At 35.2% G+C, this 21,828-nt stretch carries 25 protein-coding genes; 10 read left to right on the forward strand and 15 right to left on the reverse strand.

Annotation, left to right across the window (positions count from 1 at the left end):
- Positions 1-86: 86 nt before the first annotated feature.
- The 5 genes from EKL97_RS12370 to xrtF form a co-directional block, all read right to left on the reverse strand.
- The gene (locus EKL97_RS12370; protein ID WP_126568987.1) at positions 87-2,099 is read right to left on the reverse strand and encodes a TonB-dependent receptor plug domain-containing protein; all 2,013 of its coding nucleotides are present in this window, start codon (positions 2,097-2,099) and stop codon (positions 87-89) included.
- Positions 2,100-2,170: 71 nt separating this feature from the next.
- A complete protein-coding gene (locus EKL97_RS12375; protein WP_126568988.1) occupies positions 2,171-2,575 on the reverse strand; it encodes an HYC_CC_PP family protein in 405 nt (134 codons plus the stop codon).
- A 213-nt stretch (positions 2,576-2,788) separates the two neighbouring features.
- Positions 2,789-3,058, reverse strand: coding sequence for a hypothetical protein (locus EKL97_RS12380; RefSeq protein ID WP_126562684.1), 270 nt, complete (start codon positions 3,056-3,058; stop codon positions 2,789-2,791).
- Positions 3,059-3,581: 523 nt separating this feature from the next.
- The gene (locus tag EKL97_RS12385) at positions 3,582-4,025 is read right to left on the reverse strand and encodes an exosortase F system-associated membrane protein (protein WP_126461877.1); all 444 of its coding nucleotides are present in this window, start codon (positions 4,023-4,025) and stop codon (positions 3,582-3,584) included.
- Positions 4,006-4,551 (reverse strand): exosortase family protein XrtF, encoded by a 546-nt coding sequence (xrtF, locus tag EKL97_RS12390; RefSeq protein WP_126461866.1) that lies wholly within the window; start codon positions 4,549-4,551, stop codon positions 4,006-4,008. The genes EKL97_RS12385 and xrtF overlap by 20 nt, the downstream gene beginning before the upstream one ends.
- A gap of 77 nt (positions 4,552-4,628) precedes the next feature.
- Between xrtF and EKL97_RS12395 the strand changes: the two genes are divergently transcribed.
- The 5 genes from EKL97_RS12395 to rpe all read left to right on the forward strand — a co-directional run bounded on the left by EKL97_RS12395 (position 4,629) and on the right by rpe (position 10,001).
- Positions 4,629-5,084, forward strand: coding sequence for a GAF domain-containing protein (locus EKL97_RS12395; protein ID WP_126461863.1), 456 nt, complete (start codon positions 4,629-4,631; stop codon positions 5,082-5,084).
- Positions 5,085-5,196: 112 nt separating this feature from the next.
- Positions 5,197-5,463 (forward strand): 30S ribosomal protein S15, encoded by a 267-nt coding sequence (rpsO, locus tag EKL97_RS12400; protein WP_066079886.1) that lies wholly within the window; start codon positions 5,197-5,199, stop codon positions 5,461-5,463.
- 233 nt (positions 5,464-5,696) lie between these two features.
- Positions 5,697-7,838: a polyribonucleotide nucleotidyltransferase gene (locus EKL97_RS12405; RefSeq protein ID WP_126452801.1), complete on the forward strand. Its 2,142-nt coding sequence runs from the start codon at positions 5,697-5,699 to the stop codon at positions 7,836-7,838.
- 162 nt (positions 7,839-8,000) lie between these two features.
- Positions 8,001-8,864 carry an RNA polymerase sigma factor RpoD/SigA gene (locus tag EKL97_RS12410; protein WP_007137700.1) on the forward strand — a complete coding sequence of 288 codons (864 nt, stop codon included), beginning with the start codon at positions 8,001-8,003 and terminating at the stop codon, positions 8,862-8,864.
- A 474-nt stretch (positions 8,865-9,338) separates the two neighbouring features.
- The gene (gene rpe, locus EKL97_RS12415; protein WP_126568989.1) at positions 9,339-10,001 is read left to right on the forward strand and encodes a ribulose-phosphate 3-epimerase; all 663 of its coding nucleotides are present in this window, start codon (positions 9,339-9,341) and stop codon (positions 9,999-10,001) included.
- Between the two features lie 251 nt (positions 10,002-10,252).
- On the opposite strand, the gene EKL97_RS12420 is transcribed toward rpe, so the two are convergent.
- Entirely contained in the window at positions 10,253-10,756 is a 504-nt protein-coding gene (locus EKL97_RS12420) for a CvpA family protein (protein WP_126554714.1), read from the reverse strand.
- Between the two features lie 146 nt (positions 10,757-10,902).
- Between EKL97_RS12420 and EKL97_RS12425 the strand changes: the two genes are divergently transcribed.
- From EKL97_RS12425 to EKL97_RS12435, 3 genes are all read left to right on the forward strand, one after another.
- On the forward strand, positions 10,903-11,259 hold the full coding sequence (locus tag EKL97_RS12425) for a hypothetical protein (RefSeq protein WP_126461854.1): 357 nt from the start codon (positions 10,903-10,905) through the stop codon (positions 11,257-11,259).
- Between the two features lie 83 nt (positions 11,260-11,342).
- A complete protein-coding gene (pheS, locus tag EKL97_RS12430; protein WP_126554712.1) occupies positions 11,343-12,362 on the forward strand; it encodes a phenylalanine--tRNA ligase subunit alpha in 1,020 nt (339 codons plus the stop codon).
- A gap of 78 nt (positions 12,363-12,440) precedes the next feature.
- Complete coding sequence (locus EKL97_RS12435) at positions 12,441-12,848, forward strand: hypothetical protein (protein ID WP_126461849.1); 408 nt, start codon at positions 12,441-12,443, stop codon at positions 12,846-12,848.
- Positions 12,849-13,076: 228 nt separating this feature from the next.
- Here EKL97_RS12435 and EKL97_RS12445 read toward each other — a convergent pair whose 3' ends face one another.
- The 4 genes from EKL97_RS12445 to EKL97_RS12460 form a co-directional block, all read right to left on the reverse strand.
- Positions 13,077-13,292 carry a hypothetical protein gene (locus tag EKL97_RS12445; RefSeq protein ID WP_126461843.1) on the reverse strand — a complete coding sequence of 72 codons (216 nt, stop codon included), beginning with the start codon at positions 13,290-13,292 and terminating at the stop codon, positions 13,077-13,079.
- Between the two features lie 38 nt (positions 13,293-13,330).
- Positions 13,331-14,326 (reverse strand): NAD(P)H-dependent glycerol-3-phosphate dehydrogenase, encoded by a 996-nt coding sequence (locus EKL97_RS12450; RefSeq protein ID WP_126461840.1) that lies wholly within the window; start codon positions 14,324-14,326, stop codon positions 13,331-13,333.
- A gap of 310 nt (positions 14,327-14,636) precedes the next feature.
- Positions 14,637-15,800: an iron-containing alcohol dehydrogenase gene (locus EKL97_RS12455; RefSeq protein WP_126554709.1), complete on the reverse strand. Its 1,164-nt coding sequence runs from the start codon at positions 15,798-15,800 to the stop codon at positions 14,637-14,639.
- A 4-nt stretch (positions 15,801-15,804) separates the two neighbouring features.
- The gene (locus EKL97_RS12460) at positions 15,805-16,569 is read right to left on the reverse strand and encodes a type 1 glutamine amidotransferase domain-containing protein (protein ID WP_197037211.1); all 765 of its coding nucleotides are present in this window, start codon (positions 16,567-16,569) and stop codon (positions 15,805-15,807) included.
- 86 nt (positions 16,570-16,655) lie between these two features.
- Here EKL97_RS12460 and EKL97_RS12465 point away from each other — a divergent pair, with 86 nt between their 5' ends.
- Positions 16,656-17,552, forward strand: a complete 897-nt coding sequence (locus EKL97_RS12465) for a LysR family transcriptional regulator (protein WP_126568990.1) — start codon at positions 16,656-16,658, stop codon at positions 17,550-17,552.
- Here EKL97_RS12465 and nadD read toward each other — a convergent pair whose 3' ends face one another.
- From nadD to EKL97_RS12490, 5 genes are all read right to left on the reverse strand, one after another.
- Complete coding sequence (gene nadD / locus EKL97_RS12470) at positions 17,553-18,164, reverse strand: nicotinate (nicotinamide) nucleotide adenylyltransferase (protein ID WP_126568991.1); 612 nt, start codon at positions 18,162-18,164, stop codon at positions 17,553-17,555.
- Between the two features lie 87 nt (positions 18,165-18,251).
- Positions 18,252-18,827 carry a guanylate kinase gene (gmk, locus tag EKL97_RS12475; protein ID WP_126461828.1) on the reverse strand — a complete coding sequence of 192 codons (576 nt, stop codon included), beginning with the start codon at positions 18,825-18,827 and terminating at the stop codon, positions 18,252-18,254.
- Between the two features lie 29 nt (positions 18,828-18,856).
- A complete protein-coding gene (locus EKL97_RS12480) occupies positions 18,857-19,717 on the reverse strand; it encodes a YicC/YloC family endoribonuclease (RefSeq protein WP_126554698.1) in 861 nt (286 codons plus the stop codon).
- A 184-nt stretch (positions 19,718-19,901) separates the two neighbouring features.
- A complete protein-coding gene (locus tag EKL97_RS12485; protein WP_126568992.1) occupies positions 19,902-20,789 on the reverse strand; it encodes a DMT family transporter in 888 nt (295 codons plus the stop codon).
- Positions 20,789-21,139 carry an arsenate reductase family protein gene (locus tag EKL97_RS12490; protein WP_126452753.1) on the reverse strand — a complete coding sequence of 117 codons (351 nt, stop codon included), beginning with the start codon at positions 21,137-21,139 and terminating at the stop codon, positions 20,789-20,791. The genes EKL97_RS12485 and EKL97_RS12490 overlap by 1 nt, the downstream gene beginning before the upstream one ends.
- A gap of 75 nt (positions 21,140-21,214) precedes the next feature.
- Here EKL97_RS12490 and EKL97_RS12495 point away from each other — a divergent pair, with 75 nt between their 5' ends.
- A complete protein-coding gene (locus tag EKL97_RS12495; protein ID WP_126554694.1) occupies positions 21,215-21,670 on the forward strand; it encodes a DinB family protein in 456 nt (151 codons plus the stop codon).
- The last annotated feature ends 158 nt before the right edge of the window (positions 21,671-21,828 follow it).

A 21,828-nucleotide genomic window follows, 5' to 3' on the forward strand; every position in this document is an offset into this window, starting at 1 on the left:
TACTTTCTCCTGTAAATTTTTCCATACTTTAAATATACATAAAAATCATAAGTATTTATCGGAACACCTCAATAATTTTTTTTAACCTATTTAATTTTAAAACGTAAACCCGCATAATACATTTGTCCAAAAACTGGACCATAAACTATTGACGCGTCAAAAGTAGGTCCAAATGGATTTTCATTACCCAAGATAACATTGTCCTGCTTGTAATTACCAATGTTTTCTCCGCCAATATAGATTTCGAAAGTTGGAGAAAAAGATCGTGTAACCTGTATATTCATCACAGAAAATGAAGGTGAAAATTCAGGCAGCCTGTCAACTTCAGGATTGATTGACGTATTGGGTAATTGTTGTTTTCCGAGCCAGTTAAGCGTATAATCAAACTTCCATTGTTTTCCTTCTTCTAATATTTGCGTTTCAAATCCTAAATTTCCAAAGAAACGATGTTTTGCCTGTAGTGGTCTTTGATAGGTTCCTGATAAATAATCCGTTTGAACATCATAGTATTTGTAGGCTGTTCTCAAATTAAAACGCTTTATTGGTTCATAATTAAATTCTACTTGCAAACTATTCGCATACGATTTTCCGTTCAAGTTATAAAACAAAACCTGTTGCGGACTTTGCATTATATCAACAATTGCTTGGTTCTGAAAATCAGTTCTGTAGAAATCAAAACCAACATCAGCACTTTTGCCAAAAAACAAAAAACCCTGCATAAAACTCAATCCATAATTCCATGCAATTTCAGGATTTAAACCGTATATTTTTCCTTTGGTATCTAAAAATTCAAAAGTTCTTGAACTAGCTAAAAGCTGTTGGTTTTCAGCAAAAACATTAGCACTTCGTTTCCCTCTACCTGCTGAAAATCGCAAAACACCTTTCTCCCAAGGATTGTATCGCACATGTAATCTTGGCGTAGAAAAAGTCCCTAAACGATTGTGATTATCTATTCTGCCGCCTAGAACTACGCTAAAATTCTCCGTATTATCATACGTATATTCAAAAAAAGCACCTACTGAGTTATCAATTCTGCTGTAATCATTCACATTGACAAACTCACCGTATTTATCATAGGTAAAGTTTAGACCTGTAGAAAATTTATGCATTGTATTATTAATAATCGAATTGAAAATCAGGTTCGAATAATAACTTTTTTGTTCAATATTATATTGATTTAGTCCAAAATAAGAGTTTTGATCGTGACTGTTAAAGGCATTCTGAAAACCAATACTTTGATATGGCATGTCAGGAAAAACATAGCCTAATTTAGCGGAAACATCAAAACGTTCCGTATTGATTTCGGAACCCCAATAATTTGTCGTTCCCCTGTCTCTATCCGGATCAAAATTTAATTCTCCTGTTTGTTTTTGATCATTCATATATCGGAAATTGATGAAACTCACCCACCCTTTTTTGGCATTGGTATATTGCCAACGATTTAAAACATTGATTTGTTTTGCTAATGGATTATCAAGAAAGCCATCGTCATTCATATCGTTTTTTGCAACTCTGGTATTTCCGTGTACAAATAAACTACTGCTCCATTTATCAGAAATTTTAGTATTGAAATGTGTATTTAATTCAAATCGAGAATCTGTCGAACCATAGACATTTAGAAAAAATGGAATATCGCTGATTGGTTTTATTAATTCGGTATTAATTTGTCCCGAAATACTTTCGAAGCCATTGACAACACTTCCTGCACCTTTGGTAATTTGGATACTTTCTACCCAAGTTCCTGGTGTAAATGACAACCCGTAGGCTTGAGAAGCACCACGTACCGAAGGAATATTTTCCTCGGTAATCATCAAGTAAGGACTCGTCAATCCTAGCATTTTTATTTGTTTCGTTCCCGTCAAAGCATCCGAAAAATTAACATCAATTGAAGGATTTGTTTCGAAACTTTCTGCCAGATTGCAACAAGCGGCTTTCAGTAATTCTTTGCTTGTCAGTGTTGTAGTATTAGTTGTTAGTTTGTACGATTTTTTTAAACTTTTGCTGCTGCCTTGTATTTTTATCTCTTGCAAAGTATCTTGCGAATAAGAATTAAAAGCACATAAAAGAAACAATAAAAATATTGAAATTTGTTTTTGCATGATTGATTTTTAATGTTAGAATAATGTAAAACCACTAAAGTGTGATTCAAGTTCTACTAAAACATTAAAAGCTACGCGTAGAAAATATATTGGTGGTATAATTTAAATAAAAGCGGCGCATTTGTATCGAAACAATACGACGTAAATTGGCTGTTTTGAAAATTTGAAATAAATGAAAAGACATAAGGATTCCATTCTTTTATCGAAAATGTAAAATCTGTATCGGCAGAAACTGTTTTTTGGACTAATTTATCAGTCTTCTTTTGAAAATTAACCTCTTTGTCTTCGCAACAATTTGATTTTTTTTCAACAACATTACAACATTTTTTTTCTAATTTTTGATCTTCAACAGGAGTTTTAAGAGTAATAGACGAAATTTCATTTCCGCAATAACGCAGATTAAATGCTACTCCTACATTGGAAACCAATAGAAAAAAAGCAAGAAGAACACTAACAAGTCCTTTGAATTTCATCATGCAAAAGTAGTGATTTAATCAAACTCCAAAAGCTAAATTCAAGTTAAAATCTACAATTCAAGTTCGTGTCCCATCAAAGGAACTTTACAGTCAAAACCATATTTTTCCTGGACTTTGATACAGAGTTCATCCAGTGGCTGATTTTCTCCATGCGCTGACAACCCTTTTATTTCCTGAATTTTTGCTTTTACCGGATAATATTACCCGCGAATATTAATTCCTTTTGCCCCTTGCATCAATTTTCTTTCTCGTGTTCCTTCGGCGTGATACCCCACTGTAATTATTACAAATCCCCTCCATGGCTTCCTTATAATCCGGAACTAATGAAAACATTTTACTCATTTCAGCACATTCTCCCGGCGGTAACTTGTGCCATTTTTTATTAGTAGAAAAAATATTCAGTGCAGTGATTCCCATTGAAGTATCAATAATATATGGGATCTTGGAGATTCTGTCTTCTTCCTGAATTTTAACGCTATCCAAAAGGATTTAAAACGAGACCGAATATACCTCGGAACTTTCACATCCGTAGCAACCTCTCGACCCGTATGATACTTACATTCGACCATAGCGATCGTTTCGTTTTTTTGACCAGCACATCTATTTCATGCGAGACACATTTACCTTGTAAGGTCAAATTATTTATTGATTTATAATGCTACGCGAAAAAATTCGTCCTATATATTTTTCAAAAAAAAACTGCAGTACTTAAGAGTCCAATTGTTTCTCTTAAATTATAACGTGTGACATGAAAATCAGCTTTTTCTTCAATAATGAAAAAGCCATTTTGTAGATTTATTTTGTAGAAATACCCTCATACATCTGCTTTTTTATAGCCTGTAAAATTGCGTCAACCGCCATAATGCTAGCACCAGATTTGATCAGTGATTTTTTAAGTTTATCCGAATTAAATTAGGCTATATAGTCAGAATGTTTCACTATTTTAATAGCAATAGAAATTTGATTTACAGATACTTAAATCGACATTGAAGACAAACAAAAAAGACTACTTATTTTGTTTCTGATAATAAAATCCAGGAACAAACAATAATAAAAAAATAGGCTGAATTAGAAACCGACGGATATAAAACAATATCCAATTGTGGTTTCCCCAAATAAAATAGATGATGTAGAAAAAAGCAACCATTAAAATCATAAAAAGAAAATAATACAGCACAAAGGCGAATTTCACCATCATTATTTCTTTAAAAAGCACATAAATAATCCCCAATGAAATAGCGGTATTTAATGTATAACGAAACAATAGCCCATAAAATAATTGGACTGCATTGAAACTTGGCAACGGTAACTTCGCAAAATCTTTCTTGAAGAAATCCAGAAAAGGATCATAAAACAACTGATTTTCAAAAGCACGAACAAGCACCAGCAATACAACAAAAAAAAGAAATTGCAGTACGCGAACTTTGTTATTAAGAATCTTTTGAAGCATATCTTGAAAATTTACGAACCCAAATTAACCACAATACAAAAACTAAACTATAAATGTACAAAGGAAAAAGAACTCCGTGCAAGAAGGGTTCCTGTTTTGGAAAATAAAAAATAAGTGCGCTTAAAACAGCTATTCTCAAAACATTCAATACATAAATAAACAGACTTCCTCCAAAGATAAAAAGCAGCGTCGTTAGTAGTTTTCCAGAAAAAGCCACGACAAATGAAATAAACAAAATAATTACGCTAATTGCATTACATCCTTCTACAATTCGGGCTACATATTTCTGGTTATAAAACAACTTCATATAAGGAGATGCAGTGCTCTCTTCAATTGAAGATTCATCATTAAATAACTGCAGCACTTGCTCTGTATTTTCACTTACCATTCTGGTAACAGAATCTATTTGATTTTCTTCAAAACCATTAAGAAAACGCTGATACAAAAAAGTCAGCACTATATAAGTTAAAAAAAAAGTACCTAGAAAAATCAAAAAAGGCTTGTAGAGAATAAAATATTTTTTCAAAATCTATTTTTTTAACAAATTTATGTAATTTTTAAAACTGGCTTTAAATACTTTTGTACAAATAAAAATAAAAAAACATGACATTTCAAGAACTACAACCAAAAGTAACCGAAATCACATTAAATACAACGTTGTCAAGAGACGAAAAACTATTGTCTATTTGTGAGCTGCTTAGTAACTCTGTTGCCTATTATAATTGGGTAGGATTTTATTTTGCAAATCACGAGTCTAAAACATTACACTTAGGACCCTATGTGGGAGCAGCAACAGACCATACGGTAATCCCTTTTGGAAAAGGAATTTGCGGACAAGTGGCTGTTTCAAACGAAAACTTTGTAGTTCCTGACGTTGCAGCGCAAGATAATTATATTGCTTGTAGTTTTACCGTGAAATCAGAAATCGTTGTACCCCTTTTTGTAAACGGAGAAAACATAGGACAAATTGATATTGACAGCCATGTCATAGATCCATTTACAAAAGAAGACGAAAAGTTCTTAGCCTTTGTGAATGAGGAAATTGCAAAATTGTATTAAGATTTAAAATAATTCATAATTCATAATTCATAATTCATAATTATTTTTTACTTTTGCACCCGTCTTACAATAGCTGTAAGGCATACATAAAAATCATTAAACAAATATTGGAATGTATTTAACTAAAGAGATTAAAGAAGAAATCTTCGCTAAACACGGAGAAAAAACAAACACTGGAAAATCAGAAGCTCAAATTGCTTTGTTCACTTTCAGAATTAGCCACTTAACGGAGCACTTGAAAAAAAATCGTCACGATTATAATACAGAGCGTTCATTAGTCTTGCTAGTAGGTAAAAGACGATCTTTGTTGGATTATTTGAAGAAAACAGAAATCAACAGATACCGTGAAATTATCAAAGTATTGAATATCAGAAAATAATCAATATGTAAAGAGGCGCGAGAGTGCCTCTTTTTGTTTTTATATTTCCGCGTCCAAAGTTCATTTTATAATCCTGACACAAAAGGGATTAGAATTAAGACCGCATTATAAGGTAAATACCAATTTGTATTTACAAATAAAAAAGTTTCGTTTTTCATTGGGTTTTAAGCATTAACTACGCAAAATAACTACAACACAACTAAAATCCATTGTTTAATCAAGAAAATACAATTATGATTCCAAAAGTTTCAAGAGAAATTATCGATTTAGGAGATGGGAGAAGCATCTCAATCGAGACCGGAAAATTAGCCAAACAAGCTGACGGTGCCGTAGAAGTACGAATGGGAAATGCAGTGTTGCTGGCAACAGTTGTATCTGCCAGAAAAGCAAGCCCAGGAATTGACTTCTTGCCCTTAACATTAGATTATCGTGAAAAATTTGCTGCCGCCGGGCGTTTTCCAGGTGGTTTCTTTAAAAGAGAAGCAAGACCAAGCGATAATGAAATATTAACTATGCGTTTAGTGGATCGTGTATTGCGTCCTCTTTTCCCAAAAGATTATCATGCAGAAACGCAAGTGATGATTCAATTGATGTCGCATGATGAAAACGTAATGCCAGATGCATTAGCCGGTTTAGCCGCTTCGGCAGCTTTATCTTTATCTGACATTCCTTTTTCAACTTTAATTTCTGAAGTTCGTGTAGCCAGAGTTGACGGTCATTTCATCATCAACCCAAGTCGTACTCAATTAGAATTGTCTGATATTGACATGATGATTGGCGCTTCAAAAGAATCTATCGCAATGGTAGAAGGAGAAATGAAAGAAATTTCAGAAGCCGAAATGGTTGAAGCGATTAAATTTGCGCACGAGGCAATCAAAATTCAAATTGCTGCTCAAGAACGATTAGTTGCTGCTTTTGGTAAAAAAGAAGTACGAACTTACGATCAAGAAAGAGAAGATGTGGCTATTTATGAAAAAGTAAATGCTGCAGCTTATGACAAATGTTATGCAATTGCAAAACAAGGAACAGCAAAACACGAAAGAACAGCTCAATTTGCGGAAGCAAAAGAAGCTGTAAAAGCATTGTTTACTGAGGAAGAATTAGCTGAAAACGGTGATTTAGTTTCAAAATATTTTGCTAAATCCAGTAAAGAAGCCGTTCGTAATGTAACCCTTGATTTAGGCACACGTCTGGACGGTAGAAAAACAAATCAAATTCGTCCAATTTGGGCTGAAGTTGATTATTTACCTTCAGTTCACGGATCTGCTTTATTTACAAGAGGAGAAACTCAAGCATTGGCAACAGCTACTTTAGGAACTTCCAGAGAAGCAAACCAAATTGACTCTCCATCACAACAAGGCGAAGAAAAATTCTACTTGCATTATAACTTCCCTCCTTTTTCTACTGGTGAAGCAAAACCATTAAGAGGAACTTCAAGAAGAGAAGTGGGTCACGGAAACTTAGCACAACGTGCTTTGAAAAACATGATTCCTGCTGATTGTCCTTATACCATTCGTATTGTATCTGAAGTATTAGAATCAAATGGTTCATCTTCAATGGCAACCGTTTGTGCCGGAACATTAGCTCTTATGGATGCCGGGATTCAAATGACCAAACCCGTTTCCGGGATTGCAATGGGATTAATTTCTGATGAAAAAACAGGCCGATTCGCTGTATTGTCTGATATTCTTGGTGATGAAGATCACTTAGGAGACATGGATTTTAAAGTAACCGGAACCGCAGATGGAATTACCGCTTGTCAAATGGACATCAAAATCGAAGGATTGGCGTACAACATCATGGAAGAAGCTTTAGCTCAAGCTCGTGAAGGTCGTTTGCATATTCTTGGAAAAATTATAGAAGTTTTAGCTGCTCCAAAAGCAGATGTAAAAGCGTATGCTCCAAAAATCATCACAAGAACAATTCCTGGCAACTTTATTGGTGCATTGATTGGACCTGGTGGAAAAGTGATTCAAGAATTACAAAAATCTACAGGAACTACTATCGTTATCAATGAAGTAAATGAGCAAGGAGTTATTGAAATTCTAGGAACAGATCCTGCCGGAATTGAAGCGGTATTGGCTAAAATTGAGTCCATCACTTTCAAACCACAAATGAACGAAGCTTACGAAGTGAAAGTAATCAAAATGCTAGATTTTGGTGCCGTTGTAGAATACACAGCTGTTCCAGGAAACGAAGTTTTATTACACGTATCCGAGTTAGCTTGGGAACGCACTGAAAACGTTTCGGATGTGGTCAATATGGGCGATGTCTTTATGGTGAAATACCTTGGACTGGATCCAAAAACCAGAAAAGAAAAAGTGTCCAGAAAAGCACTTTTACCAAGACCTCCTCGTGAGGAAAGAAAAGAGTAATCAGATCTTAGTTTACTAAAGGTTTATTTATAGGGAATCCCGTTTCATGAATTTGAAACGGGATTTTTGTTTAATATAAATTTATTTTAAAACAATTGTAACTTTTAGGCAACTTCATACGTATAATCATTTGTACACTTAAAATTTAGGAGACAAAAAAACATGAGACAACTAAAAATCACCAAGCAGGTAACCAATCGTGAAACCGCTTCATTAGACAAGTATTTACAAGAAATTGGTAAAGTTGACCTTATTACCGCAGACGAAGAGGTAGAATTAGCACAAAAAATTAAAGCCGGCGACCAGAAAGCATTAGAAAAATTGACGAAAGCCAATTTACGTTTCGTAGTATCTGTAGCCAAACAATACCAAAATCAAGGATTAACCCTTCCCGATTTGATCAACGAAGGAAACCTTGGACTTATAAAAGCAGCACAACGTTTTGATGAAACACGTGGTTTTAAATTCATCTCGTATGCCGTTTGGTGGATTCGTCAATCGATTCTACAAGCTCTGGCAGAACAATCTCGTATCGTTCGTTTGCCTTTGAACAAAATTGGTTCTATCAATAAAATCAACAAAATGTACGCTTTATTAGAGCAATCTAACGAGCGTCCACCTTCTGCTGAGGAAATTGCAAAAGAACTTGATATGACCGTAAATGACGTAAAAGAGAGTATGAAAAACTCTGGCCGTCACTTATCCATGGATGCGCCTCTTGTAGAAGGAGAAGATTCTAACCTTTATGACGTTTTACGTTCCGGCGAATCACCAAATCCAGACAGAGAATTAATCCACGAATCATTGCGTACCGAAATCGAGCGTTCCCTAGAAACATTGACTCCAAGAGAGGCTGATGTAGTTCGTTTGTACTTTGGTCTTGGTGATCAACACCCAATGACCTTAGAGGAAATTGGCGAAACTTTCGACCTGACTCGAGAACGTGTTCGTCAAATCAAGGAAAAAGCAATCCGAAGATTAAAACACACTTCAAGAAGCAAAATACTAAAAACCTATTTAGGATAAAACAGTCAATTTTTTAAAAATCAAAAGTCATAACGTTCTACAACATTATGACTTTTGATTTTAAACTTGTGACTAATAGCTAACGACGGTCTGATTAACTGTTCGTTTTTTGATTGATGATTGAAACTCCGGCTGATTACCGGAGTTTTATTTTTTTAAGCAAAACTCCATTCAGTTCGCTTGGCTTGGCTCGGATATCAGGAGTTATATTTTTAAAATCTAATTTCTTCTCACCATTCATTTCTCACTACTATGGCATAACCCTCCGTAAAAACTTCGGGTCGGGCTATCGGCTGTATCTCTCCGCTACGCTACGAGGATGCCGCCTCTATCCCTTACGCGCAATGTACGGACAACTCGCGAGTTGTCCCTTCTAAAAAAACTTTCACCAATTGCTGCAAAAAAACTACTTTTGCACAAACAACACAAACTGTAAAGATGCACTACAGTGCATCTCTATAAAACAACTACACAATGAAAAATACTCTTATTGCACCATCAGTGCTTGCTGCCGATTTTGGAAACCTGCAACGCGATATCGAAATGATCAATGACAGTGAAGCCGATTGGTTTCATATTGACATCATGGATGGTGTTTTTGTACCTAACATTTCGTACGGAATGCCCGTTTTGGAAGCCATAAACCGCCATGCAAAAAAAATAATCGACGTTCACTTGATGATTGTAGATCCAGATCGCTACATCAAAACTTTTGCTGAATTGGGCGCCAATATTCTAAGCGTACACTACGAAGCTTGTACCCATCTTCACAGAACCCTGCAAGCCATCAAAGCCGAAGGAATGAAAGCTGGAGTCGCCATTAATCCACACACAAATATCGACCTATTAGAAGATGTAATCAACGACATTGATTTGGTTTGCATCATGAGTGTAAATCCAGGTTTTGGCGGACAATCATTTATCGAAAATACGTACGTAAAAGTTAAAAAATTAAAAGATTTAATCCATAAAAAAGGGGCGACTACACTTATAGAAGTTGATGGTGGTGTTACCAACAAAAACGCAAAACAACTTGTAGAAGCCGGAGCTGATGTACTGGTAGCCGGAAGTTATGTTTTTAAAGCAGAAAATCCAACAGCTACAATTGCTGATCTGAAGAAATTGACAAACCTATAATACTAAAAGTCCCGATTCAATAGTTATAAGATCGGGACGGGTTTAAAATGAAAATAGCAATTACAAAAACCAACTAGAGGCTGTCACGGTCAATGCAACTTTTATAAAGGAACGCTCTGAAAAACTCATTGAGCGCTTTAAAGACAAAATAGAAAAAGCTTAAAAAAACAATTACGGATTTAAAAGACCAATCATCTAAATTTTGTCCCTGTGGTTTAAGGTTGAAACTGCGACTAAAAACGCATTACTACTTACTTTTTCTTCAAACTACCATACCATTCCTGTAGCGAAGGATAAATGAATCCAGCTGTTTTTTGGATTGGATTATAAAAAAGAGAATTATCCAGCGTCTCTTTTTTGGCCAACAGATGGTTGTAGTTAATCTTCTCGAAAATCGCGAAAACAATACCCAGAATCAAAACAGTTTTCAGCACCCTGAAAAAACCACCTCCCAAAGCATTCAACCAGCCCAAAAAAGCAAAATCAGCTACTCCTGTCAGGAATTTACCTAAACCTGAAACCACAACAACTACAATAATGAACGTAAGAACAAAAGCTACTACTTGAATGGTATTAGGATTCCATTTGACAAATCCCACTAAAATATCCCGCATATAGGAGGAAAATTGTACTGCAATATAAATACCGGCCAGTAGTGAAATTAGTGATGCTAACTCCACAAAAAGACCGTTTTGAAGGCCTTTGTAAAAAGCAAAAGCAAGCAATACACCCAAAATGATATCAAAAAATCCCATACTTAATTAATTTGCAACGATCAAACAGCAAATATAAAAGAATTATTCTTTACCATAGTCAATTTTCAAGTTCTTATCTTTGCGAAAAATAATTTTATGACAAATGAATTAATAACTCATGACTCATAATTCATAATTCAACAAAAATGTCAAGAGACACACAACTTAAAGAACGCTGGGAACAGCTTGTAAATATACTTTCCAATCAATTTTCTCAAGGGGAAGATTTAGATTTAGACGCTATTATTTATCTAATTGGCGTACAAGAACTCGGGAAAGTACATAACGAATACAAGAAAGACGAAAAACTAAACCTAATGCATATCGCGATTTGCAGGTTATTAGAGCCTTATGGATTCTATGAATTTGAATTTTTTGACGAGGAAGGTTGGCCACATTACAAAGTAAAAGAGGAATTACCACCGCTAAAAGCTGGAGAACAATCCGTTTTAATGAAAGAAGCCATTGTGAATTATTTCCTGGAGAAGGAACTTATTGATTGATATTATTTATTGTACGGGCCAGTCGTGACTTGTCCCTATCAACAAAAATCACTAAATTTGCATAATTAATTATTGGAATGAAAATGATAGATAAGATAAAAGAATATATTGGCGAAGCAAATGCTTTTTCAACGCAAAACCCAGCAGAACTAGAAACGTTCCGAATCAAATTCTTAGGAAGCAAAGGACTTTTAAAAGACCTTTTTGCGGAATTCAAAAATGTGCCTAACGATCAAAAAAAGGAATTCGGACAAGTAATCAACCTGCTCAAAACATCTGCCGAAGACAAAGTAAAAACCCTTCAGGAAGCTTTAGAAAACAAAGAAGAAACCAAAGGCTTTTACGGGGATCTCACGCGTTCGGCTGAACCAATAACTATCGGTTCCCGCCATCCTATTTCATTGGTGAAGAACCAAATTATTGATATCTTTTCAAATATTGGTTTCAATGTTTCCGAAGGTCCTGAAATCGAAGACGACTGGCATAATTTTACCGCATTGAACCTCCCGGAATACCATCCGGCTCGCGACATGCAAGACACATTTTTTATACAAACCAACCCTGATATTTTGTTGCGCACACACACCTCTTCGGTACAGGTACGTTACATGGAAGAAAATAAACCGCCAATTCGGACCATTTCTCCGGGAAGAGTTTTTCGTAATGAAGCCGTGTCCTCTCGTTCTCACTGCATTTTTCACCAAGTGGAAGGGCTGTATATAGACAAAGATGTTTCTTTTGCCGACTTAAAACAAACCCTTTTGTATTTTACCAAAGAGATGTTCGGAAAATCAAAAATCCGTCTGCGTCCCTCCTACTTTCCTTTTACGGAGCCAAGCGCTGAGGTTGATATTTATTGGGGACTTAAAACAGAAACTGATTATAGAATAACCAAAGGAACCGGATGGTTAGAGATCATGGGCTGTGGAATGGTGGATCCAAACGTTTTAAAAAATTGCGGCATCAATCCTGAGGAATACAACGGATTTGCCTTTGGAATGGGAATCGAAAGAATTGCCATGTTGTTGTATCAAATAGGCGACATCCGTATGTTCTACGAAAATGACGTACGTTTCTTAGAACAATTCAAATCAAGTATATAAAAATTTAAGAGCACTGATTTTTGATTTTAGAAGTTTAAATCTGAAATCAAAAATCGGTAATCATCACTCAACTATCAAATGAAATCCGACATCATCACCCCCGAAGTAGAAAACGTATTCCTAGCTGCAGTCCAAGAATGGAGCGACGATTTCATGGAAAAAGTATGGTACGCCTATTTAATAAATGACAGTGACTTTTTAATCGAAAGCGTCATGGTTGTTTCTAAGGCATTTGGAACCATCAACGGTGAAATGAAAAAAACATCCCTCTTGCGCCACGCTTTTGTAGCAGTTCCGCCAGTTTCAGTAATGAAAATCGAAATGATTGAAAAAAGCGTTTTAGCACTCAACAATGAATTCATGCTGACTTTCTTTATCGGAGACAAACTATACGATAAAAAATACATTTTCAAAGCACAATCCATCTGCGAATCAGCAGTCGAAGAAGTGCCTATTTTATTTATTGATGGTATTATCGTGAGATAAATCAGCACTATTGTCGCGTTTATTTTTTTTCTTCCAATTTAAATATCCTATTACAAATATTCCGAATAAGACGAAATAAAGCGTTCGGAACAGGTTTCTTTTGGAGAAAAAAGCATCTTCAAAAGAGCGTTCGAATAAGTCAAAAACGAGCAAGCTTAGGGAAAGAATAATTCCCCAACGCATCCCGTTTTTAATCTGAAATCGCCACCTTTTACTCATAAAAATGATTTAGCGATTTTGTTGTTTAACTTTGGATTTCCATGTAAAATAACCTAAAACAAAAATCCCTACACCGATATAAGCAGCTGCTCGAATATAAAAATTAGGCGTAGCGACTTGTACTGAAAAAGGGATTTCTTTTATGTCGAATAACACATTGAAAACTGTCATAAATACACCCCAAATTCCGCCAGTTTTAATTTGATATTTCCATCTTTCGCTCATGACATGATTGTATTTTGATTATTAAATATATAGCAGAATTAATCCAGTTTGTCGGTCAGTTTCTTAAATATGGTTTTCGCATCTTTTCCTTCGTATAAAACCTCATAAACGGCATCAATAATAGGTGTTTTGGCACCATAAGCCTGATTTAGCTTATAAGCACTTTTAGTAGCGTAATATCCTTCAGCAACCATGCTCATTTCCATCATTGCTGATTTCACCGTGTAGCCTTTACCTATCATATTACCAAACATTCTGTTTCTCGAAAAAACGGAATAGCCTGTAACCAGTAAATCGCCTAAATAAGCAGAATCATTGATGTTGCGCTTCATTTTATGAACTTTCTTGATAAATTTTTTCATTTCCCTGATCCCATTACTCATCAATACGGATTGGAAATTATCTCCATAACCCAGTCCATGGGCCATTCCTGCAGCAATGGCATAAATATTCTTTAGCATCGCAGCATATTCAGTTCCTATAATATCATCTGTAATTTTAGTCTTAATGTAATTTCCAGCAAGAGTATCGGCAACAATTTTTGCTTTATCAGAATCGCCACATGCGATTGTCAGATATGATAACCGCTCCATAGCCACTTCTTCTGCGTGACAAGGACCAGAGATTACACCAATGTTATAATAAGGAATATCATATTTTACATGGAAATGTTCCCCTACAATCAAACTGGTCTCAGGAACAATCCCTTTTATAGCCGAAAAAATAATTTTATCTTTCAACGAAACAGTCAATTTTTCTAATTCACCCTCTAAAAAAGCGGAAGGAATAGCAAAGATAATGTAGTCCGCATAGGCTACTGCTTCATTGATATCATTGGTTAGCTTCAATTTTTGGGTATCAAATTCAACAGAGCTTAGGTAATTTGGATTGTGTTTGTAGGTCTTGATGTGTTCTATAGCAGCATCATTGCGCATGTACCATGAAATTTCGGTAAGATTTACGCATAACATTTTAGCTATGGCTGTTGCCCAGCTCCCACCACCAATTACTGCAAATTTTATGTTTTCAGTCATTTTTTATTGAATTTAATCAAAAGTACTTAAAAACTATGAATCAAGCCAAAAAAGCACCGCCTTAAATCTGGGACTCACAGGGGTTTTCAATAATAATATCACAATATATTAAATTAAATTTAAAACATTTGATTTTCAAACACAATATAAACACATTAATACCGTTATTCTTTTATTATAGTTACTGTTTTAACAAAAAAAACAGAATTGAATTAGTTAGTTATAATTTGAATTTTAAAAGGCGTTCCCATACAAAATGAGAACGCCTTTTTATTTAAAAATACTTCAATCGGTAATCTGATTATTTGAATTAATAACTCATTTCTACAATTGATTTCACTTTTTCTAAAGTGATATTTTCTTTTTCTCCTAATCCCAGCCAACCTCTTTCTTTGAAGCGGTTTACTATAAAATCAGCCGTTTTATCATAGTCTTTGGTGTAATCCGATAATTTAGTCTCCATTCCCATTGTATGGAAAAACTCAACTGTTTTATTGATCGCTTCGTTTGCTATTTCATCTTCGGTTCCAGTCAAATTGAAAATACGCTTTCCGTATTGTGCCAGTTTTCCTTTTTTGGTTTCAAACATCACTCGGTATAAATTTGGACCTACAACCGCCAATGTTCTAGCATGATCAATTCCGTACAAAGCGGTTAATTCATGGCCAATCATGTGTGTAGCCCAATCCGAAGGAACTCCTTTCTGGATTAATCCATTTAGAGCCATCGTACAACTCCACATAAAGTTAGAAGCCAAAGCATAATCTTTAGGATTCTCAACAACATCAGGACCAACTTGAATCAAGGTCTGTAAAATACTTTCGGCAATTCTATCTTGAAGATATCCTTCATGTGGATAGGTTAGATATTGTTCCAAAACATGGGTATAGGCATCAACAACTCCGTTTTCCAATTGTCTTTTGGGTAAAGATTCAATGACGGTTGGATCGCAAATAGAAAATTTTGGAAACAAGGCGCTACCACCAAATGATAATTTTTCCTGTGTGGATTCAATAGTAACAACTCCGCCAGAATTCATTTCACTTCCCGTTGCCGGTAAAGTTAAAACGGTTCCAAAAGGAATAATTTTAGATACATCTTTAGTCAACACTCGTTTTTGAAGAATATCAATTGGGTTTCCGTCAAAATTTACAGCAGCCGAAATGAATTTTACCCCGTCAATTACAGAACCTCCACCCACAGCAAGGATAAAATCGATATTTTGTTCTTTGATAACTGCTACTGCTTTCATCAAAGTTTCAAAATGTGGATTTGGCTCAATTCCCGAAAATTCGACGATTTCAAAACCTTTTAAAGCATTAATTACCTGTTCATGGATTCCATTTTTGAAAATACTTCCGCCTCCATAAGCCAAAAGAATTTTTGCGCCCTGCGGAACTAAAGTAGAAAGTTTTTCAATTTGTCCTTTTCCAAAAATTAAATTAGTAGGATTGTATAATTCGAAGTTTAACATGTTTTTATTTTTTTAAATTCAATTGATTTAATAATTTTTCTGCAACGAGTTTAGATGAAGCCGGGTTCTGACCTGTAATCAATAAGCCATCTTCTACTGCATACGGTTGCCAATCCCCTATTTTTGAATATTTGGCCCCGTTAGCTTGCAACGCATCCTCTAATAAAAATGGTACGACATCAGTTAAGCCTACAGCTTCCTCTTCCGTATTAGAAAATCCGGTTACTTTTTTTCCTTTTACCAAAAAATCCCCATTTACTTTTACGTTTTTCAACACTGCTGGTGAATGACATACAAAAGCGACAGGTTTATTATTCGTATAAAAAGCTTCAATCAAAGCGCTTGAATTTTCATCCGTGGCTAAATCCCATAACGGTCCATGACCTCCTGGATAAAAAACGGCATCATAATCCGATTCTTTTACATCGGCTAATTTGTGCGTATTTTTCAGTTTTGCCAATAATTCAGTATCAGCATCAAATCGTTTAGTATCTTCAGTTGCTGCAGATGGATCTTCACTTTTTGGATCTATAGGTGGTTGTCCTCCTAACGGGGTAGCAATATCAATAACAACTCCTTTATCTACTAATTCATAATATGGCGCGGCAAGTTCTTCTGTCCAAAATCCTGTTTTTTCTCCCGTGTTACCTAGTTTATCGTGACTCGTAACAACAAATAATACTTTTTTCATACTTTTTTTATTTTGTGCAGTTGCTGTAATGCAACTTACTGTTAATGCTATAATGGCAAAGAATGCAATTTTCTTCATTTCTTATTTTGTTTCTACAAATTTAGTGCGAATATGCTATTAGTAAAAATAATTTAAATTATGTTTGTGATAAATATATTTATATCATGGTTAATCTCGAATGGTACAGAACGTTTAAATCCGTTTATAAAAACGGTAATTTTTCGTTGGCTGCCAAGGAATTATTTATCAGTCAACCCGCTGTAAGTCAACAAATATCAATGTTGGAAGCACATGTCGGATATAAACTTTTTAATCGAAAGTCAAAAGGTGTGGAGCCAACAGAATATGCTAAGTTACTCAATAATCTAATCATCGAGGCGTTGGACCGATTGGAAAATGTGGAGAATGGTTTTCGTGCCAAAGCGTTTGATGCGAATCGATTAATATCCATTGGCATCTCGAAACACTTGATGATCAGTTTGGGAAATGCCTTAATTTCAAAATTTGATTTTATAGATTTTAGTTTCCATGAGAACGACACACTTTTTGAATTGGTCGATTCTAAAAAACTCGATTTTGCTATTGTTACCAAACAATATGACACGTTTGACACCATTCAGAAAAAGGTTGGCGAAATCAAACAAGTGATTGTTGGTTCCAATAACATTGATGCTTCTGAGTTAAAATCTAATATCAAAATAAAGAATTTCGCTGCAACTGAACAGTGGTTAAACGACCAAAAGTGGTTCAGCCACAATGCACAGATTCCGCATATAAAGTTGTTTTGGCTGCATGTTTTTAGTAAAAAAAGGCCCTCGATGATTCCCAATTATATCATTCCGTCCGAGTATGAAATGCTTGAAATAATTTCGAAAAATACCGGAATAGCCGTTGTTTGGGATATAAACGTAAAAAGTTTAATAGCAGAAAATAAAATCCAATTGATGTGGAACAGCAAGCAAATGCCAAGTACAGAAGTATATGTGTTATCCGGTAAAAACGATAATTTGAGTCCTGTTTTTGAGAATATTCAATTGGAATTAAAAAGAATTCTGGCGTAATTACTTCTTATAAAAGTTATTGTGATCAATACATTCCCAAACTTTAGCGGGCAATAAAGGCTGTACATTTTTCCCTTTTTTGATATTATCCCGAATAAATGTAGATGATATTTCAACAACCGGAGCGTCAATCATGTGGATTTTTGGGTGATTCTTGAAAGTTCGATTTTCTATTTCCAAAGAAATTGCTTCACCGGTTTGGCCCTTGGTTTCGAGTCTAGGATACACATAAATCTCGTGATGCGCCAGAATAGCTTCGTAGTTTTTCCATTTGTACAACGACCTTAGATTGTCTTCGCCCATGATTAACGAGAATTCGTAATTGGGATGTTTTTCCTGCAAGTGAACTAAGGTATTTATTGTATAATTGGGCTGTGACAATTTAAACTCAATATCCGAAGGTTTGATTTTTGGAAAATCTTCAGTAGCAAGATATACCATTTGCAACCGATGGTAATCATCAAGCAAAGTATTTTTTTTCTTCAAAGGATTGTGTGGCGTAACCACCATCCATACTTGGTCTATATTAGCATGCTCGGCCATGTGATTGGCAATGATGAGATGTCCAATATGAATGGGGTTAAACGTTCCGAAATAAAGTCCTATTTTCATAATATTTTGTTTCACGAAGATTCACAAAGTGTTTATAAAATTTTCGTATGAGCCTATTATTTCCTTTGTGCCTCTTTGTGTTATATTTTAATCCTTTACAAAATTCTTTACCAATTGATAAGCTTCTTCCAAAGCAATATTTAAATCGTAGTTTTTTATAATCACATCAAATTGTGGCGCTGTAGCCAATTCAACAGAAGCTTTAGCGATGCGCATATTGATTTTGTCATCACTTTCGGTAGAACGTTCCTTTAATCTTCTTTTTAGTTCATCTACGCTTGGTGGTTTCACGAAAACGGCTAACGTTTCTTCCGGGAATTTATGCTTGATGCGCAATCCACCAGAGACATCAATATCAAAAATCACATTTTTTCCTTTGGCCCAAATGCGCTCCACTTCACTTTTTAAAGTTCCGTAGAAATTATCGCGGTACACTTCTTCCCATTCCAAGAAGTCTTCGTTCTTGATGTGTTTTTTAAAGTCTTCGGTAGACATGAAATAATAGTCTTTTCCGTTTACTTCTTCGCCTCTTGGTTCGCGGGAAGCTGCCGAAATAGAAAACTCCAGATTCAAATCTTCTTTGCTTAATAAATGCCTAACTATGGTGGTTTTCCCAGATCCTGATGGTGCCGAAAAAACGATTAATTTTCCTCCTGTGCTCATTTTATGCTGAATTTATTTCAGTATCTATATTATAGAACGTTCAATACCTGCTCCTTTATTTTTTCCAATTCGTCTTTCATCTGAACGACTAATTTCTGCATTTGTGCGTGATTGGATTTAGAACCCATCGTGTTGATTTCACGTCCCATTTCTTGGGTAATGAAACCTAATTTTCTACCGTTGGCCTCCGTTCCGTTGATGGTTTCCAAGAAATAATCCAGGTGATTCGTCAAACGTACTTTTTCTTCGGTAATGTCTAATTTCTCCAAATAATAAATCAATTCCTGCTCAAAACGGTTTTCGTCTACATTCACTTTAAGTTCAGCAATTGCAGTTTGCAAACGGTCTTTTATTGCCTGAACACGTTCTGGATCAAGCGCCAAAGCTTCGGTCATATACTGCCTAATGTTGCCAATTCGCAATTGAAATTCTTTTTCAAGAGACATTCCTTCATCTCTTCTAAAGGTCAAGATGTTTTGCAAGGCTTCTTCGATAACGGTTTGAATTTGTACCCAGTCGTTTTCATCGATTTCATCACGTTCTATTTTCATGGTGTCCGGCATACGGATCGCCATTTTCATCAGTTCCGTTTCATCTGCGTCAGCATACACTTCGCGTAACTGATTGATGTACCCTTTTACAATGGGCACATTTACTTTCGTAGAAGTTTGTTCGGCGGTAGTTTCGATAAAAATAGAAAAATCTACTTTGCCTCTTTCCAGCTTAAGTGCGATTTGGTTGCGTAAACCCAATTCCATTTCGCGGTACAGCGAAGGCATTCTCACATTCAAATCCAAACCTTTACTGTTTAAAGATTTCACTTCTACCGTGATTTTTTTGGTTGGTAATTGCAAAGTAGCTTTACCAAAACCCGTCATTGATTGTATCATATAATTTTCTAAAAGAGGTCAAAGATACTAAAAAAGTGGTCAGTGGTCCGTTTTTAGTAAACAGTGACTCGGCATAAGTACATATTTAGTAATCAAATTTTAATTTTTGAGTTGATATAAATAGCCCAACGAACGTTATAAAAGACAATAACCTGCAATTTAGGTGCTGAACACTAACAGCTGATTACTGCACACTCTTTTTCTGTGTCACTAAATAAACGCCGATAAATATCAAAACTGCCGAACCAATTTTTACCAAACTCAATTCGTCTTTGCCCAATCTTATCGCAAAAATAGTGGCAAATAGCGGTTGCAAATAAATAAAAGCGGCAACCGTCGTTGGTTTTAATTCTTTCATCGAAAGCAAATTAAGCAAATAGGTCAGAAATGTAGAAATGACGACAACAAATCCAATTTTCCAGCAAATATCCATGGGAACCAAAGCCCAGTCCACCGTTTGAAATTGGCTCCAGCCAAAAGGCAAAACCATAATAAATCCAAATAAATAAATCCATTTTACAAACGTAAACGCATTGTATTTATCCATTAATTTCTTGACGATAATCAGGTAAAATCCATAGGAAATAGCATTGACCAATACCAGAAAATTCCCCAATCCGGCATTTGTGGCGCTGCCAATGGATTTTCCGTACAGAATAAGAAAAGCAGTCCCTATCAGACCAAGTATGATCCCAAAAACCATTCGTTTTTGCATGCGTTCCTTCATGATAATAGCCGAAAGCGTCAACACAATCATTGGTGTCGAAACCATGATAACTGCAGCACTAATAGGCGAAGTAAGGCTTAATCCTTTGAAAAATGTAAGCATATTAAATGCTACGCCAAAGAAAGCTGCGGCAATAATTCGGGGAAAGTCATTGAAGGCAATTTTTTCCTTCGGCATAAAAAGCCAAAAGATCCAAAACAAAATCATTGAACCACCTACGCGCAACAGTATAAAACCATAGGCATCAATATACAACGGCATGACATCTTTGGCAATAGTAAACGTGACTCCGTAAATAATAGAGACAAAAGTAGCACCAATTAGTGCAAGATTTCTTTTGGACATTATGCCAAGGCTTTCATTACCTGCAACATATTTTGTTGGGTATTCCCGATATAAATCTTGTCTTTGATGATAAATACAGGGCGACTCAAAAACGTGTAATGTTCCAGAATGTATTTTTTATAATCGTCTTCGGTCAAGGATTTATTTTTTAAATCCATCGATTTGTACAGTTGTGCTTTTTTGCTAAAAAGCGCTTCATAACTTCCGGAAAGTTCGCGCATTCGTTCTAATTCGGCAACAGTAATTGGATCTTGTTTGATGTCGTGAAACTTAAAATCATGCTCTTTAGGAAGTGATTTTATGATTTTTCTACAGGTGTCGCAAGAAGCGAGATAATATATTATGTCCATATAAATAGCAATTTCTTTGTGCAAAGAAAATTCATTTGACACGGAAAATGATTATTTTTATCAAAAAATAAAAAAATGAATCAAATATTAGACATTACTTTAACCAGCCGAAAAATAGTTTCACAGTTTTTAAAAGGATATACTTTAGCGCAACTTAACACGATTCCGGAAGGATTCAACAATAACCTGATTTGGAACATCGGTCATATAATAGTGACACAGCAAGTATTAGTGTATAAATTATCGGGTTTACCGATGATGGTTTCTGAGGAAATGGTAGAAAAATATAAAAAAGGAACTAAGCCAGAACATATTGCAACACAAGAAGAATTAGCCGAAATGAAGGATTTGTTATTTGAAACTATCAATCAAACTAAACTTGATTTTGAAAATAAAAACTTCAAAAACTTCACTGAATATCCTACATCAACAGGGTATACGCTAAAAAGTGCTCAGGATGCAATGGCTTTCAATGATTTTCATGAAGGGCTTCACATTGGGATTATGATGAGCATTAGAAAATTTATTTAATCACTTTTGGCAAAAGAAAAATCCCCTGTTACTTGCTTTGTTTTTCATTAAAACACAACCCTGAAAAGGAAGCACAAGCAGTTTGGTTTTTTGTACTTGAATACCATAAAAAGGGTTCTTTTTTATAAAAAAAGTAGTAATTTATATAACTCACAGCG

The organism is Flavobacterium sp. LS1P28, from assembly GCF_003970335.1.
Lineage (GTDB): Bacteria > Bacteroidota > Bacteroidia > Flavobacteriales > Flavobacteriaceae > Flavobacterium.